This window comes from Micromonospora sp. NPDC049836 (genome assembly GCF_044465125.1).
Taxonomy (GTDB): domain Bacteria; phylum Actinomycetota; class Actinomycetes; order Mycobacteriales; family Micromonosporaceae; genus Micromonospora.
Window position 1 is genome coordinate 460,889 of record NZ_JBITLH010000004.1, and the last position, 14,728, is coordinate 475,616.

12 protein-coding genes are annotated in these 14,728 nt (G+C 73.9%); 6 read left to right on the plus strand and 6 right to left on the minus strand.

The window, feature by feature from the left end; translation table 11 throughout:
* The first annotated feature begins 6 nt into the window (after nt 1–6).
* Nucleotides 7–1,620 carry an ATP-binding protein gene (locus ACIBPB_RS13905; RefSeq protein ID WP_396839954.1) on the plus strand — a complete coding sequence of 538 codons (1,614 nt, stop codon included), beginning with the start codon at nt 7–9 and terminating at the stop codon, nt 1,618–1,620.
* A 22-nt stretch (nt 1,621–1,642) separates the two neighbouring features.
* Here ACIBPB_RS13905 and ACIBPB_RS13910 read toward each other — a convergent pair whose 3' ends face one another.
* From ACIBPB_RS13910 to ACIBPB_RS13920, 3 genes are read right to left on the minus strand one after another with little or no spacing between them, the layout of a single operon-like run.
* Nucleotides 1,643–2,728: a hypothetical protein gene (locus ACIBPB_RS13910; RefSeq protein WP_396839955.1), complete on the minus strand. Its 1,086-nt coding sequence runs from the start codon at nt 2,726–2,728 to the stop codon at nt 1,643–1,645.
* Nucleotides 2,725–3,072, minus strand: coding sequence for a PadR family transcriptional regulator (locus ACIBPB_RS13915; protein WP_396839956.1), 348 nt, complete (start codon nt 3,070–3,072; stop codon nt 2,725–2,727). The genes ACIBPB_RS13910 and ACIBPB_RS13915 overlap by 4 nt, the downstream gene beginning before the upstream one ends.
* A 42-nt stretch (nt 3,073–3,114) precedes the next feature.
* Nucleotides 3,115–3,996: an SPFH domain-containing protein gene (locus ACIBPB_RS13920; RefSeq protein ID WP_396839957.1), complete on the minus strand. Its 882-nt coding sequence runs from the start codon at nt 3,994–3,996 to the stop codon at nt 3,115–3,117.
* A gap of 101 nt (nt 3,997–4,097) precedes the next feature.
* Between ACIBPB_RS13920 and ACIBPB_RS13925 the strand changes: the two genes are divergently transcribed.
* Both ACIBPB_RS13925 and ACIBPB_RS13930 read left to right on the plus strand, forming a co-directional pair.
* Entirely contained in the window at nt 4,098–4,601 is a 504-nt protein-coding gene (locus ACIBPB_RS13925) for a MarR family winged helix-turn-helix transcriptional regulator (RefSeq protein ID WP_396839958.1), read from the plus strand.
* 104 nt (nt 4,602–4,705) lie between these two features.
* Entirely contained in the window at nt 4,706–4,879 is a 174-nt protein-coding gene (locus ACIBPB_RS13930) for a hypothetical protein (RefSeq protein ID WP_396839959.1), read from the plus strand.
* A 91-nt stretch (nt 4,880–4,970) separates the two neighbouring features.
* On the opposite strand, the gene ACIBPB_RS13935 is transcribed toward ACIBPB_RS13930, so the two are convergent.
* From ACIBPB_RS13935 to ACIBPB_RS13945, 3 genes are read right to left on the minus strand one after another with little or no spacing between them, the layout of a single operon-like run.
* On the minus strand, nt 4,971–6,818 hold the full coding sequence (locus ACIBPB_RS13935) for a glycoside hydrolase family 15 protein (RefSeq protein ID WP_396839960.1): 1,848 nt from the start codon (nt 6,816–6,818) through the stop codon (nt 4,971–4,973).
* 12 nt (nt 6,819–6,830) lie between these two features.
* Nucleotides 6,831–7,880, minus strand: a complete 1,050-nt coding sequence (locus ACIBPB_RS13940; RefSeq protein WP_396839961.1) for a glucose 1-dehydrogenase — start codon at nt 7,878–7,880, stop codon at nt 6,831–6,833.
* Nucleotides 7,868–9,190, minus strand: coding sequence for an NAD(P)/FAD-dependent oxidoreductase (locus tag ACIBPB_RS13945; RefSeq protein WP_396839962.1), 1,323 nt, complete (start codon nt 9,188–9,190; stop codon nt 7,868–7,870). The genes ACIBPB_RS13940 and ACIBPB_RS13945 overlap by 13 nt, the downstream gene beginning before the upstream one ends.
* 325 nt (nt 9,191–9,515) lie before the next feature.
* Here ACIBPB_RS13945 and ACIBPB_RS13950 point away from each other — a divergent pair, with 325 nt between their 5' ends.
* The 3 genes from ACIBPB_RS13950 (at nt 9,516) to ACIBPB_RS13960 (ending at nt 14,638) form a co-directional block, all read left to right on the plus strand.
* Complete coding sequence (locus ACIBPB_RS13950) at nt 9,516–10,649, plus strand: N-acetylmuramoyl-L-alanine amidase (protein ID WP_357321655.1); 1,134 nt, start codon at nt 9,516–9,518, stop codon at nt 10,647–10,649.
* Between the two features lie 147 nt (nt 10,650–10,796).
* A complete protein-coding gene (locus tag ACIBPB_RS13955) occupies nt 10,797–11,210 on the plus strand; it encodes a VOC family protein (RefSeq protein ID WP_357321652.1) in 414 nt (137 codons plus the stop codon).
* A gap of 230 nt (nt 11,211–11,440) precedes the next feature.
* Nucleotides 11,441–14,638 carry a penicillin acylase family protein gene (locus ACIBPB_RS13960; RefSeq protein ID WP_396839964.1) on the plus strand — a complete coding sequence of 1,066 codons (3,198 nt, stop codon included), beginning with the start codon at nt 11,441–11,443 and terminating at the stop codon, nt 14,636–14,638.
* Nucleotides 14,639–14,728 lie beyond the last annotated feature (90 nt).

Consider the following 14,728-nt stretch of genomic DNA (forward strand, 5'->3'; position numbering starts at 1 on the left):
GCTGCCGTGAGCAGCGCAGTGACGGCGGCCGGCGCCGCCCCCGAACGTCGACGGTCGCCGATGACGACCAGCCGGCGGCTGAGCGTGATGATGCTCGCCATGACCGTCCTGGTGCTCGCCGGCGGCGGGGTGGGTGCGGCGGCGCTCGCGCACACGGCCGCGGTCTCCAACCGGTTGGCCGACCGGATCTCGCCGGCCCGCACTGCGGTGAGCCGGCTGGAGAGCGGCCTGCTGGAGCAGGTGGCGGCCGTGCGCGGGTACGTCATCACCGGCAACCCGGCGCTGCTCGGCCCCTACGAGCAGGGGGTGGCCGAGGAGCGGGTGACCGCGCAGCGGGTCCGCGCGCTGCTCGCGGACGAGCCGGAGGCGCGCCGGGACCTGGACGCGGCGCTCGCGCTGGCCGACCGCTGGCGGACCGACTTCCCCACCCGGCTGATCGCCGCCCGGCAGGGCGGCGCGACGGCGGTGGAGCTGGCCCCGGTGGTGGAGCGGAGCGGGCTGGCCTTCGAGGTGGCCCGCCGGGCGTTGACCGCGCTGGAGGCCCGGTTGGACCGGGTGCAGGCGGCCGGGCGGGCCGACCTGGACGATGCCCGGGCCCTGCGTGACCTGCTCTTCGTGTCGATCCTGGCGGCGCTGCTGCTGTCCAGCGTGGTCATCGCGGCGCTGGTCCGGGTGACCGTACTGCGTCCGCTGAGCGGGCTGGGCGCCTCGGTGCGCCGGGTCGCCGGCGGCGACTTCGACCACCAGCTCACCGCCGACGGGCCGGCCGACATCGCCCGGCTCACCGCGGACGTGGAGACCATGCGGCAGCGCGTGGTCGACGCGTTGAAGACCAGCCGGCGGCACCGGGACGCGCTGGAGGAGCAGGCCGCGGAGCTGCGCCGGTCCAACGAGGACCTGGAGCAGTTCGCCTACGTGGCCTCGCACGATCTGCAGGAGCCGCTGCGCAAGGTGGCGTCGTTCTGCCAGATGCTCCAGCGCCGCTACGGCGAGCAGCTCGACGATCGGGCCCGCCAGTACATCGGGTACGCGGTGGACGGGGCGACCCGCATGCAGAACCTGATCAACGACCTGCTGGCGTTCTCCCGGATCGGCCGGGTGTACAGCGACGACCGGGAGGTGGACCTGGCCGAGCTGCTGGCGCAGGCGGAGTCGAACCTGTCCGGGCCGATCGCCGAGGCGGGCGCGGCGGTGGTGGTCACGGGTCCGCTGCCGGTGGTGCGCGGCGATCCCACCCTGCTGACCATGCTGTGGCAGAACCTGCTCGGCAACGCGGTGAAGTTCCGCCGCCCCGGCCGGGTGCCCCGGATCCGGGTGGAGGTGGCCGAGGAGGAGGCCGGCTGGACGTTCGCGGTGGCCGACAACGGCATCGGCATCGAGCCGCGGTACGCCGACAAGATCTTCCTGATCTTCCAGCGGCTGCACCCCCGGGGCACGTACGACGGCACCGGGATCGGGCTGGCGATCTGCAAGAAGATCGTCGAGTACCACGGCGGCACGCTGCGCCTGGACGACGGGTACGCCGAGGGGGCCCGGTTCGTCTTCACCCTGCCGAAGCCGGCGGCGCCGGTGAGTGTGCCGGCGCAGGCGGGCGAGCCGGCGCCGGTAGCCCCGGTCTGACCGGCGGGGCCACCGGCGGTGGCTACGGTGCCGGCCGTTCCCGGTCGACGGCCCGCCCGAGTTCGATCATCCGCAGGGTCTCCTCCCGGCGGCGGACCAGCAGCACCCCGGCCAGGAAGGTCACCAGGGGCGCCAGCACCAGCACCGCCCACTGTGCCGGCACCAGCGGGATCAGGTGTCCCATGTGCGCGGTCGAGGTCATCCAGCCGGACAGCGCGTTCTCGATCACCAGGGCCAGCGCGGCCACCGGGCTGAGCAGGACGGCGACCCGCCGGCGCACCGGCGGGGCGAGCGTGGCCAGGACGGCCAGGACGGCCAGTCCGGCGGCGGCGAGCCCGGCGACGTAGAGCCACAGCACCGCCGAGGTGCCGGCCTCCAGGTCGACGTCCGCCGACAGACGCACGAACGAGCCCGTCCCGGTGCTCTCGGTGAAGCCCGGCCGGTTGACCCGGTTCAGTTCGAGCAGGGCCGTCACCGACAGGGGCGCGAGCACCAGCGCCACCAGGCGGGCCGGGCCGAGCACCGCCACCGCCCGGCGGGGTGGGGCGGGGACGGTGAGCGCGGCGGCCGTCACGAGGGCGAGCGCGAACTGGGGCAGGGTGTCCACCACGTACGTCTGCTGGTCGGCCACGGCCGGCCCGACCAGCACCAGCCATCCGGCGACCCCGGCCCAGGCCAGTCCGGCGGCGAGCCGGCGCAGCCCGACCAGCGCGGCGAGCGCGACGGCCGCCCAGCCGGCGACCCGCAGCCAGTCCACCGGGTCCGGCCCGGCCGGCCGGTACGGCGGGGGCAGCGACGGCGCCGGCAGGGCCTGGTCGAGCAGGCCCTTGACGGCGGCGGCGCAGAGGACCAGCGCCACCAGCACGCCGGTGACGGCCGCGGCGTCGACCCAGGCCGGCTCGGTGCGGCCCCGGGCGGCGACCCGCAGCCGGGCCCGCAGGCCGCCGCCGATCAGGTTGGCCACGTCGGCGAGGTCGGGGCGGGTCTGGCCGGGACGGGCGCCGGCCAGCAGCACGGCGAGCATCTCCTCCTCGTACGTCCGCCGGTGTTCCCAGGGGTAGCAGGCGAGCAGCCGGCGGTAGCGGCGTTCGAGCCGGTCCGCGCTCACGCCGCCCCTCCCCCGGGGAGCAGGCGGGCGCGACGCAGCCGCGCACCGGCGGCGTCGGCGTGCCGGCGCAGCCGGTCGGCCTCGGCCGCGAGCCGGGTCGCGCCGAGCGCGGTGAGCCGGTAGTAGCGCCGCAGTCGGGACTGGACGATCTCCTCCCGGTCGACCTCGATGAGGCCGTCGGCGCGGAGCCGGTCCAGGACGGCGTAGAGGGTGCCGGCACGCAACCGGACCCGGCCGTCGGAGATGCGCAGCACGTCCTCGATGACGGCGTAGCCGTGCTGGGGTGTCTCGGCCAGCGCGGTGAGGACCAGGAAGGTGGGTTCCCGGAGTGGACTGTCGACCATGGCGCACAGGATATACAGACGGACGGTATATACGCCGCCCCGTCAACGCTCGGGCCGGTGCCCGTCCCCCTCGGTGGCGGGCACGGTCTCGGTGGTCGGGCCCAGCGTCGGCCCCTGCTCCGTCCGCCCCGGCCCGACCGGTGCCGCCCGCCCACCGACCCCCTCCGTGAACGCGTTGAAGAACTTCAGCAGCTCGACCGGGAACGGCATGACGAGCGTGCTGTTCTTCTCCGCGGCGACGTCCACCACGGTCTGCAGCAGCCGCAGCTGGTACGCCCCGGGCGTGTTCGCCATCGCCCGGGAGGCGTCGGCGAGCCGCCGGGACGCCTGGAACTCGCCGTCGGCGGCGATCACCCGGGCCCGGCGTTCCCGTTCCGCCTCGGCCTGGCGGGACATCGACCGCTTCATCCCCTCGGGCAGCGCCACGTCCTTCACCTCGACCCGCTCGATGAGCAGGCCCCAGGGCTTCTCGGTGGGCGCGTCGATGACCGCCTTCAGCTCGGCGTTGATCCGGTCCCGGTCGCGCAGCAGGGTGTCCAGGTCGGCCTTGCCGACCACCGAGCGCAGCGCGGTCTGCGCCACCTGGAGCACCGCCGAGGAATAGTCGCGGACGTTGACCAGCACCTTCACCGGATCGACCACCCGGTAGTAGACCACCGCGTCGACGGTGAGGGTGACGTTGTCGCGGGTGATGACGCCCTGCGCGGGCACCCCGATCACGGTCGTCTGCATGCTCACCCGGACCATCCGGTCGGCGACCGGGATGATCAGCTGGAAGCCGGGCTGCCGGATGCGGTCCAGCACCCGGCCGAAGCGGAACACCACGCCGCGCTGGTACTGCTGCACCAGCCGGACGCTCAACGACAGCACCAGCACGATGATCGCGGCGACGACGACCAGCGCGACGGCGACGGCGGCACCCATGGTCCCCTCGATCCCGGAGGCGCCCGCCTCCCGGCGGCGCGCCTACCCGTTCCGCGGGCCTTCACGCCTGCGACCGCCACCGGACTGCGATGATGGTCGACATGCCACCACCTGCTCCGGACGCCGAGCGGGCCGTCGAGGCGCTGATGGCCGCCAGCCGGGCCTTCGTCGGGCTGGCCGCCCGGTCCCTCGCCGACCTGGACGCCGACGTCACCCTGCCGCAGTTCCGGGCGCTGGTCGTGCTGGCGACCCGGGGCCCGCAGCGCGCGGCGGACGTCTCGGCGGAGTTGCAGGTCGCCCCGTCGACCGGGACCCGGATGTGTGACCGGCTCATCCGCAAGGGCCTGATCCGCCGCACCCGCTCCACCGCCGACCGGAGGGTGGTCCGGCTACGCCTCACCCCGGCCGGGCAGCGGCTCGTGGCGGAGGTGATCCGGCGCCGGCGGGAGGAACTGTCCCGGATCGTCGCGGCCACGGCGGACTGCTGGCAGCCGGCGGTGACCGAGGCGCTCGCCGCGTTCGCCGCCGCCGCGGGCGAGGTGCCCGAGCAGGAGTGGTGGCTGGGCTTCGCCGCGCGGGACGAGGAGGCGTCCGTCGACGCCTGACCGTCATCCTGGCGAAAGAGGTTGCACGGTGCAATGATTGGTCTGTGCACCGAGCGGCTTGACGGCGCTGTCACCGCAGGGTCGCCAGCCTGAGGGAGGCAGTCATGGAACGCGACGGACGACACGAGGTGGCCCGGATCGACGACACGGTCACCACCGCGAACCTGCACGAGCGCGCGGAGCGGGTCGCGGTGCCCGACTTCGACTACCTGGTCCAGACGATCGAGGGCATCGCCGAAGGGCTGACCCACCCCCACCACGACCCGGCCCACGGCTGACACCCCCCGCGGTGCCCGGCGGCGCGCTCACCCGTCGGACCGGCCGGTTCCGGGACGGTGGCCCCGCCCGCACCGGCCAGCCCGTGCGACGCTACGCCCGCCCGGCCGGCGTACGCTGCTCCGCGCGGGACGCCGAGGTGCGGGTGCTGGCCCCGCTGAGCTGGCGTGCCGAGTTGACCAGCCCGACCAGGCTGAACGCCTGCGGCGTGTTGCCGAGCTGCCGGCCGGCCACCGGGTCGTACTCCTCGCTGAGCAGGCCGACGTCGTTGCGGAGGTCGAGCAGTCGGGTGAAGAGCTCCTCCGCCGCACCGGCACGGCCGGTGTTGTGCAGGGCGTCGACCAGCCAGAAGGTGCAGGCGAGGAAGGCGCCCTCGCCGCCGGGCAGGCCGTCGACGTTTCCGTCGCGCTCGGGCCGGTAACGGAGCAGGAAGCCGTCGACGCAGAGCTCGCGGCGAATCGCGGCCACCGTGCCGACCACCCGCGGGTCGGACCACGGCAGGAAGCCCACCCGGGGAATGAGCAGCAACGCGGCATCCAGCCCGCGCGAGCCGTAGAACTGGGTGAAGGTGTTCCGGTCCGGGTCGAAGCCGCGGGCGCAGACCTCGGCGTGCACGGCGTCCCGCTGGGCTCGCCACCGGTCCACCGGCCCGTTCAGGCCGTACCGTTCGACGGCGGTCACCGCCCGGTCGAACCCGGCCCAGGCCATCACCTTGGAGTGGACGAAGTGCCGCCGGGGTCCGCGGACCTCCCAGAGGCCGTTGTCGGGCCGGCGCCAGTTGCCCTCCAGGAAGTCCAGCAGGGCGCGCTGCAGGTCCCACGCCTCCTCGGTGGCGGCGATACCGGCCTCGCGGCTGAGCTGCAGTCCGTCGAGCACCTCGCCCCACACGTCCAGTTGCAACTGGTCGGCGGCGGCGTTGCCGATCCGCACCGGCCGGGAGCCGGCGTACCCGTCGAGCCAGTCGAGGGTCAGCTCGGGAATCCGGCGGGTGCCGTCCAGGGCGTACATGATCTGCAGGTCGGCGGGGTCGCCGGCGACGGCCCGCAGCAGCCACTCCCGCCACGCCCTGGCCTCGGCGACGTAGCCCGTGCCGAGCAGGGCCTGCAGGGCGAACGTGGCGTCGCGCAGCCAGCAGTACCGGTAGTCCCAGTTGCGCGGGCCACCCAACTGCTCGGGCAACGAGGTGGTGCCCGCCGCGAGGATGCCTCCCGTCGGGGCGTAGGTGAGCGCCTTAAGGGTGATCAGCGCCCGGCGCACCGCGTCCGGCCAGCGCCCGTCGTAGTCGCACCGGGCGATCCAGGTCCGCCAGTACCGCTCGGTGTCGGCGAGCGCGGTCTCGGGATCGACCGGAGTGGGCCGGGGCAGGTGGGACAGTTGCCAGGTGAGCACGAACGGCACCCGCTCCCCCGCCGCCACCGTGAAGTCGGCCACGGTGGACCGGTCCGGCCCGCCCGACGGCCCGGACCGGTCCGCGCCGTGCAGCGGCACCTCGGTGCTCAGCCAGGCCGCGTCCGGCCCCGCGATCGCGCCGAGGTCCCGGCCGTGCCGGCGGACCCACGGCACCACGTGGCCGTAGTCGAAGCGCAGCCGCAACTCCATCCGCATCGGCACCCGTCCGGACAGCCCTTCGACGATCCGGATCACCTGGGTCGCCTGGTCGCGCGGCGGCATCAGGTCCACCACTCGGACGCTGCCGTCCGGGGTGTCCCACTCGGACTCCAGCAGCAGGGTGCCGTCGCGGTAGCGGCGGCGGGTGGCCGGACCGCCGGCGGCCGGGGCCAACCGCCAGCACCCCGCCTCGTCGTCGTCGAGCAGGGCGGCGAAGCAGGCGGGCGAATCGAACCGGGGTAGGCAGAGCCAGTCGATCGACCCGTCCCGGGCCACCAGCGCGGCCGTGTGCAGGTCGCCGATCAGCGCGTAGTCCTCGATCCGGCGGGGCATCCCGCCCTCCTCTCAGTCGAGGGTGAGCACGACCTTGATGTCGTCCGGCCGGGCGGTGAGTGCCTCGGCGAAGCGGCCGAGCGGTACCCGGCGGGTGATCAGGCCGGCCAGCCAGTCCGGGTCGGCGGCGGCCAGGGCGTCGGCGGCGACCGCGTAGTGCCGCAGGTTCGCGTTCACCGAGCCGACCACCACGTCGTTCTCCAGGACGAGCTCCCGGTTGGTGGCGCCCGCGTCCACCGGGATGGTCCGGCCACCCGGGGACACGCCGGTCAGGCAGACGATCCCGTACGCCGCGGTGCCGCCCATCGCGTCGACGACCACCCGGCCGACGCCGGTGGCCTCGATGACGACGTCGGGGTGGAGCTTGTCGGTGACCTCGGCGACGGGCCGGCTGTGGTAGGTCGCGCCGAGCGCGGACACCGCGGCCGGCTTCGGTCCGTCGTCGGCCAGGTCGAGCACGTGCACGTCGAGGCCCCGCTGCACGCCGAGCAGGGCGGCCAGGAGGCCGATCGGCCCGGCGCCGGTGACCAGCGCGGTGCGCGGCTCGTACCAGGAACGGGCACCGACGCGGTCGACCTGCTCCCAGGCCTTGGCGACCACGCTGGCGGGTTCCATCAGCATGCCGACCCGCTCCAGCTTCGGGTCGAGCCGGACCGCGTAGTCGGTTTCGACGGTCCACAGTTCGCTGCCGTAGCCGGGCAGTTCCTTGATGCCGCGTTCGGTGTAGCGGCCGTTGCGGCACATGTCGAACTCGCCCCTGGCGCACGCCCCACAGGGCACCGGGTCGGGCCGGCGGACCACGCCGACCACCAGGTCCCCCGCGGTGAAGTCGCCACCGGGCGGGGCGTGACGGACCCGGCCGAGGGACTCGTGGCCGAGCACCAGCCGGTCGTGGCCGGGCGGCGGCCAGCCGTACCGGCCCTGGACGATCTCCCGATCGGTGCCGCAGATGCCCACCGCGATCCCCTCGACCAGCAGTTCCCCGTCGTCGGGGCGGGGGTCGGGCAGGTCGGTCAGGGCGGCGGTGTCGGCGTGCTGGGGGACGACGGTCAGGGCGCGCACCGCGCCTCCTCTCCGGTTCGGACGGTCTCCGGGGCGCCGGTCTCCAGCGGCACGGCCGCCGCGGGTACCAGGTCGAGGCTGACGGCCGGGCGGGAGCCCAGCGCGTTGAGCAGCCAGTCGGTGGCCACCCGGGCGCGGCCGGCGGGGAGCGCGGCCAGGTGGTAGCCGCGGGTCACCGCGCGGGCGAGGACCCCGGACAGGGGTACGTGCAGCGGCGCGGCGGCCGCCTGCCAGCCGCCCAGGTCGACCACGAAGCCGAGGTCCCGGTGCCGGTACGGGCGCCGGCGGCCGGTGCCGTAGTCGGCCGCGATGTTGTCGGCGGCGAGCCGGCCCTGACGTACGGCGTGCTGCGCGGTCATCGGCGTGGCGTGGCCCGGGCGCTGCGGGTCGGGCACAGCGGCGGCGTCGCCGCAGGCCAGGATCTCCGGGTGGGCCGGTACGGCCAGGTACTCGTCCACCGTCAGCCGGCCGTGCTCCTGCGGCAGGCCGGTGGCCTCGACGAGGGGGTCGGGGCGTACCCCGACGCACCAGATGAGCGAGCGGGTGGCCAGGTTGCGACCGTCGGTGAGCCGGACACCGGTGGCGGTGGCCTCCGCCACCGAGACGCCGAGGACGACCTCGACGCCGCGGTCCCGAAGCACCCGAGCGGCGGTGCCGGAGAGCCGGGGCGGCATGCCGGGCAGCACCTGGTCGGCGGTGTCGACCAGCAGCCAGCGGATCGGCACGTCGGCCAGCCGGGGGTGGCGGCGGGCCAGGTCACCGGTGAGCAGCTGCCCCTGAGCGGCGACCTCGGTGCCGGTGTAGCCGGCGCCGACGACCACGAAGGTGCAGCGGGCGGCCCGCTCCGCCCGGTCCTCGGTGGCGTCGGCGAGTTCGAGCTGACGGACCAGGTGGTCGCGCAGGTACAACGCCTCCGGGATGCCGCGGAAGCCGTGCGCGTGGTCGGCGACGCCGGGGATCGGCAGCAGCTTGTTGACACTGCCGGCGGCGAGCACGAGGCGGTCGTAGCCCAGCCGGTCGCGTCGCCCGGTGGGGTTGCGGTAGCCGACCTGGCGGCGTGCGACGTCGAGTTCGTCGACCTCACCCAGCACCAGCCGGACGCCGGGCAGCGCCCCGGCCAGCGGCGCCGCGACGTGCCGCGGGTCCAGGACGCCGCCGGTCACCTCGGGCAGCAGCGGCAGGTAGAGGAAGTAGTCGGTGGGGTTCACCACGGTGATGTCGGCGCGGCCGCGGGCGAGGCGGGACAGCCGGCGCGCGGCGTGGAAGCCGGCGAAGCCCGCGCCGACGATGACGACGTGCGGTCGTGCCATGGGGGGGCCTCCTGACCGGGGGGGTGCGTCACAGAGGTCGCTACCCGGGCCGGGGGCGGGGAAACCGGGGCCCGGCGAGATTATTTGCATAGTGCAATCTTCAGGGCCGGGGCGGGCCGGGCGGCCGGGCAGCGGCCCCGGGGTCGACCCTCCACTGCACACCGTTCGCATCGATCCGGCGCACCCTCTGGACCTCGAACCGTCTTGGCAATATCCTCCACAACACGCGCCACTCCTGGAGGTCCTTTTCAGGGCGCCCCGGGACGGGCCGCCGCCCCTGCCGCGTGCCGTCGTGGGCCGCCCGGCCGGCCACAAAGGAGCTGACATGCACTTCGACCACCCCGAGCTGGATCGCCGTACCCTGTTGCGGGCCGGCTTCGGCGCCGCCGCGGTCGCGGTCGTCGGGAGCGAACTCGCCTTCCCGGCCGCCGCGCAGGCCGACCCGGGCGCGGACCTCGACTGGATCATCAGCTGCGACGAGTGGGGCGCCCGCCCGCCGGCCGACCCGCTGTCGATCAGCGCGATCGCCACCAACAAGATCATCGTGCACCACATGGCGTTCCCGAACGTCACGGACTACTCCGAGGAGCACGCCAAGCAGCTGGCGCGGGACTGCCAGGACCTGCACATGGACGGCAACGGCTGGTCCGACACCGGCCAGCACTTCACGGTCAGCCGGGGCGGGCACGTGCTGGAGGGCCGGCACGGCAGCCTGGAGCGGCTGCAGGCCGGCGACCGGCAGATGATCTCGGCGCACTGCCCCGGCGAGAACGGCCGCGCCATCGGCATCGAGAACGAGGGCACCTACGTCACCGAGACGCCGCCGCAGGCGCTGCTCGACTCGCTGGTCACGCTCTGCACCGCGGTCTGCCGGCAGTACGGGCTGCACGCCCACGACATCTTCGGCCACTGGGACTTCCGGGCCACCCAGTGCCCGGGCGCGATGTTCTACCGGGAGTTCCCGGCGCTGCGCCGCAGGGTCTTCGCCGAGCTCGGCACCGACCTGGCCGACGTGCCGGCCCGCCGCTGGCCGGACATCTGGCGGTTCGTCGGCGGCCCGGTGGTGCGGGTCGCCCAGTACCTGCTCACCTTCCGCGGTTACGCCGTCCCGGTGACCGGTGTCTTCGACGCGGCCACCGTCGCGGCGGTGCAGGACTGGCAGGCGAGGAACAACATCCCGGTCGACATCGACGCGACGCTCACCGCGCCGACCTGGGAGACCCTCGCCCCGGAGCTGGACCGGGACGCCACCGGCATCCCGGTGAGCGCGGTGCAGTTCATGCTCAACTCCAAGGGTTACGCCGACGTCGCGGTCACCGGCGAGTACGACTGGGTGACCAAGAAGGCCCTCCAGGACCTGCAGCGCCTGCACGGTCTGCCGGCCCACGGCAAGGTCAACACCACCACCTGGTGCGCCCTGGTGGGGGGTGTGGTGCGGCAGTCGTTCCAGAAGCACTGACGCCGCACCGGCGGGGAGAGCGGTGGGGCGGCAACGGCGCCGTCCCACCGCGCCCGGTCCGCCGGGCGACTCGCCGTCACGCTTCGTTGCCGCCGGCACACCCGACTGCGACCATGACCCTCGTCCACCACGAAGGAGGGTCGCACCATGGCGTCTCGGCTCAACCCGTACCTCAGCTTCCGCGACAACGCGCGGCAGGCCATGGAGTTCTACCGGGACGTGTTCGGCGGCAACCTGGCCGTGAGCACGTTCGGCGAGTTCGGCAACCCGGAGCCGGCGGTGGCCGACCAGGTCATGCACGCCATGCTGGAGACCGACCGGGGATTCACCCTGATGGCCTCCGACACCCCGCCGGAGATGGAATACCGGCCGGGCACCAACATCGCGATCAGCCTCAGCGGGGACGACGCCGACGAGCTGCGCGGCTACTGGGCGCGGCTCGCCGAGGGCGGCACCGTCACGGTGCCGCTGGAGAAGCAGATGTGGGGCGACGAGTTCGGCATGTGCGTGGACCGGTTCGGCATCGGCTGGATGGTCAACATCGCCTCGCCCCCGGCCTGACCCGCCTCGCCGGACGATGACCGCCCGTCCCGATCCAGGCGATAGGTCGGCATTGGCGCGTGGTGAACAGCACCTATCCCGAGGCATGGAACTCGATCAATCATTACCGGCAGGTAGATATGAGTCACTCTCACCTCCGGGTATGACGCCCGGGCGCGGAGGGCGAGACGTCGGCACAGCGGCAGCCGGGCGTGACCATCGGCCCGACTCCGCACCCCGGAGGAATCCGCATGCCCCGTCCCACCACCACCCGCACCCGGATCGCCGCGCTGACCGCGGCCCTCACCGCCGCGGCCAGCGTCCTGACGGTCGTCCCACCGTCACCGGCCCTCGCCGCCACCACCTTCGCCCCCAACGACTACTGCCTCGGCCAGTGCGCCGACATCCTGCCGCCGGGCGAGAACGGCAACGCCACCCTCGCCGGGATCCTGGCCCACCAGGCCCTCGGCACCCGGCCCGCGCACTCCAGCGACCAGCTCGACGAGTACGCGAACCTGGTCTACAACTACGCCGGGCTGACCGACGAGCAGATCGCCCAGTTCTACAACGACGCCTCGTTCGGCGTGCCGGACGCCCAGGTGGAGAGCCGGATCCAGCCCCGCTCGGACGTCACCATCGTGCGGGACAAGGCCACCGGCGTACCGCACGTCACCGGCACCACCCGCTCCGGCACCATGTTCGGGGCCGGCTACGCCGGCGCCCAGGACCGGCTCTGGGTGATGGACCTGCTCCGGCACGCCGGCCGGGGCACCCTCACCTCCTTCGCCGGCGGCGCGCCCGGCAACCGGGACCTGGAGCAGAGCATCTGGGCCAACTCCCCCTACACGGAGGCCGACCTCCAGGCCCAGGCCGACGCGCTGCGCCAGAAGGGCACCCGGGGCCAGCAGCTCTACACCGACGTCACCGACTACATCGCCGGCGTCAACGCCTACATCGACAAGTCGATCGCCGACGACAACTACCCGGGCGAGTACGTGCTGACCGGCAACGGCAAGCCGACGCACTTCACGATGACCGACCTGATCGCCACCGCCGGGGTCGTCGGCGGGCTGTTCGGTGGCGGCGGCGGATCGGAGATCCAGTCCGCGCTGGTCCGGATCGCCGCCCGCGCCAAGTTCGGCGCCACCACGGGCGACCAGGTCTGGCGGGCGTTCCGGCAGCAGAACGACCCGGAGACCGTGCTCACCCTTCACGACGGACAGAGCTTCCCGTACGGCGGCGCGAGCGACAACGCGCCCGGTGCGGCGCTGCCGGACGCCGGCACCGTGGTGGCCGAACCACAGGTCTACAACGGCACCGGGTCGGCCGGCGCCACCGCCGCGAAGAGCACCGGCGGCAGCACCGACGGGCTGCTCAGCGGGCTGGCCAGCCTGAAGGCGCACGGCATGTCCAACGCCGTGGTGATCTCCGGACGGCACACCACCAGCGGCAACCCGGTCGCCGTGTTCGGCCCGCAGACCGGCTACTTCGCCCCGCAACTGCTGATGCTCCAGGAGTTGCAGGGCCCCGGCGTCAGCGCCCGGGGCGCCGCCTTCGCCGGCCTGAACCTCTACGTGCTGCTCGGCCGCGGCCAGGACTACGCCTGGAGCGCCACCTCGGCCAGCCAGGACCTCACCGACACGTACGCGGTGCCGCTGTGCACCACCGACGGCAGCGCCCCGACGCTGCGGTCCAACCGCTACCTCTACCACGGCCAGTGCGTGGCCATGGAGGTGCTGGAGCACACCAACTCCTGGTCGCCCACCCTGGCGGACTCGACCCCGGCCGGCTCGTACACGCTGCGGGCGCTGCGCACCCGATACGGCCTGGTGGCCTACCGGGGCACGGTGAACGGGCAGCCGACCGCCTTCACCAAGCTGCGCTCCACCTACCGGCACGAGGCGGACTCGGCGATCGGCTTCCAGGCCTACAACGACCCGGCCGCGATGGGCTCCGCGGCGGCGTTCCAGCAGTCCGCCGCCAACGTCGGCTACGCGTTCAACTGGTTCTACGTCAACTCCACCGAGGCGGCGTACTACAACTCCGGCAGCAACCCGGTGCGCCCGGCCGGCGCCGACCCGAACCTGCCCACCCGGGCCGAGGCGGCCTACGAGTGGCAGGGCTGGAACCCGGACACGAACACCGCCAGCTACACCCCGACCGGCGCCCACCCGCAGTCGGTGAACCAGGACTACTACGTCAGCTGGAACAACAAGCAGGCCCGGGACTACGGCGCCGCGGACGGCAACTTCAGCTACGGCGCGGTGCACCGCGCCGACCTGCTCGACGGCCGGGTACGCGCGGCGCTCGCCCAGGGCAAGCTGGACCGGGCCGGGGTGGTCCGGATCATGGCCGACGCGGCCGTCACCGACCTGCGCGGTCAGGAGGTGCTCGGCAACCTGCTGCGGGTGCTGACCAGTCAGCCGGTCACCGACCCGACCCTGGCCGACGCGGTCACCAAGCTGCAGGCCTGGCAGCGGGCCGGCGCCAAGCGGGTGGAGACGGCCGCCGGCTCGAAGGTGTACCAGCACGCCGACGCGATCCGGATCTTCGACGCCTGGTGGCCGCTGCTGGCCGCCGCGCAGTTCCGCCCCGGCCTCGGCGGCGACCTCTACGCCGCCCTCGTCGACGCCATCGAGGTCAACGAGGCGCCCTCCGGCGGCCAGAACGGGGGCCGCGACGGCGCCGCCGTCTGGGCGGCACAGGGCCAGCCGCACAAGGGCTCCGCGTTCCAGTACGGCTGGTGGGGTTACGTCGACAAGGACATCCGGGCCGTGCTCGGCGACCCGGTGGCCGGCGGTCTCGGGCGCACCTACTGCGGCAACGGCAGCCTGAGCGCCTGCCGGCAGGCCCTGCTCGGCGCTCTCGGCCAGGCCGCGGCGCTGCCGGCCAGCACGGTCTACCCGGGCGACTCGCACTGCGGGGCCGGCGACCAGTGGTGCGCCGACACCATCGCCCAGTCCGGGCTCGGCGGCATCACCCACCCGCTCATCGCCTGGCAGAACCGCCCCACCTACCAGCAGGTCGTCTCCTTCCCGGCGCGCCGGGGCGACGACGTCACCAACCTGGCCCAGGGGCGGTCCGCCACCGCGTCGAGCACCCAGTTCCTCACCAGCTACACCCCGGACAAGGCGGTCGACGGCAGCCTGGGCAGCCGGTGGGGCAGCAGCTACAACGACAACCAGTGGCTGCGGGTCGACCTGGGCGCCGCCCGCACCGTCGGCCGGGTGGTGCTGCGCTGGGAGAGCGCGTACGGCAGCGCGTACCGGATCGAGGTCTCCGGGGACGGCACGACCTGGCAGCCGGTGTTCAGCACCACCGCCGGCAACGGCGGGGTCGACAACCTGACCTTCGCCCCGGTCACCGCCCGCTACCTGCGGATGTACGGGGTGAAGCGGGCCACCTCGTACGGCTTCTCGCTCTACGAGTTCGAGGCCTACGCCCGGTGACCTGACCCGACCCGACCCGATCGGGCCGGCCGGCGGACCACCACCGCCGGCCGGCCCCCGGGCGGGGTGTACCCGCGGCGGTAAGGGGTA

Coding starts and splice junctions, on each gene's coding strand:
- ACIBPB_RS13915 (WP_396839956.1), bottom strand. CDS start 3,072: ATGGTCGACAGTCCACTCCGGGAACCCACCTTCCTGGTCCTCACCGCG.
- ACIBPB_RS13920 (WP_396839957.1), bottom strand. CDS start 3,996: ATGGGTGCCGCCGTCGCCGTCGCGCTGGTCGTCGTCGCCGCGATCATC.
- ACIBPB_RS13925 (WP_396839958.1), top strand. CDS start 4,098: ATGCCACCACCTGCTCCGGACGCCGAGCGGGCCGTCGAGGCGCTGATG.
- ACIBPB_RS13930 (WP_396839959.1), top strand. CDS start 4,706: ATGGAACGCGACGGACGACACGAGGTGGCCCGGATCGACGACACGGTC.
- ACIBPB_RS13935 (WP_396839960.1), bottom strand. CDS start 6,818: ATGCCCCGCCGGATCGAGGACTACGCGCTGATCGGCGACCTGCACACG.
- ACIBPB_RS13945 (WP_396839962.1), bottom strand. CDS start 9,190: ATGGCACGACCGCACGTCGTCATCGTCGGCGCGGGCTTCGCCGGCTTC.
- ACIBPB_RS13950 (WP_357321655.1), top strand. CDS start 9,516: ATGCACTTCGACCACCCCGAGCTGGATCGCCGTACCCTGTTGCGGGCC.
- ACIBPB_RS13955 (WP_357321652.1), top strand. CDS start 10,797: ATGGCGTCTCGGCTCAACCCGTACCTCAGCTTCCGCGACAACGCGCGG.
- ACIBPB_RS13960 (WP_396839964.1), top strand. CDS start 11,441: ATGCCCCGTCCCACCACCACCCGCACCCGGATCGCCGCGCTGACCGCG.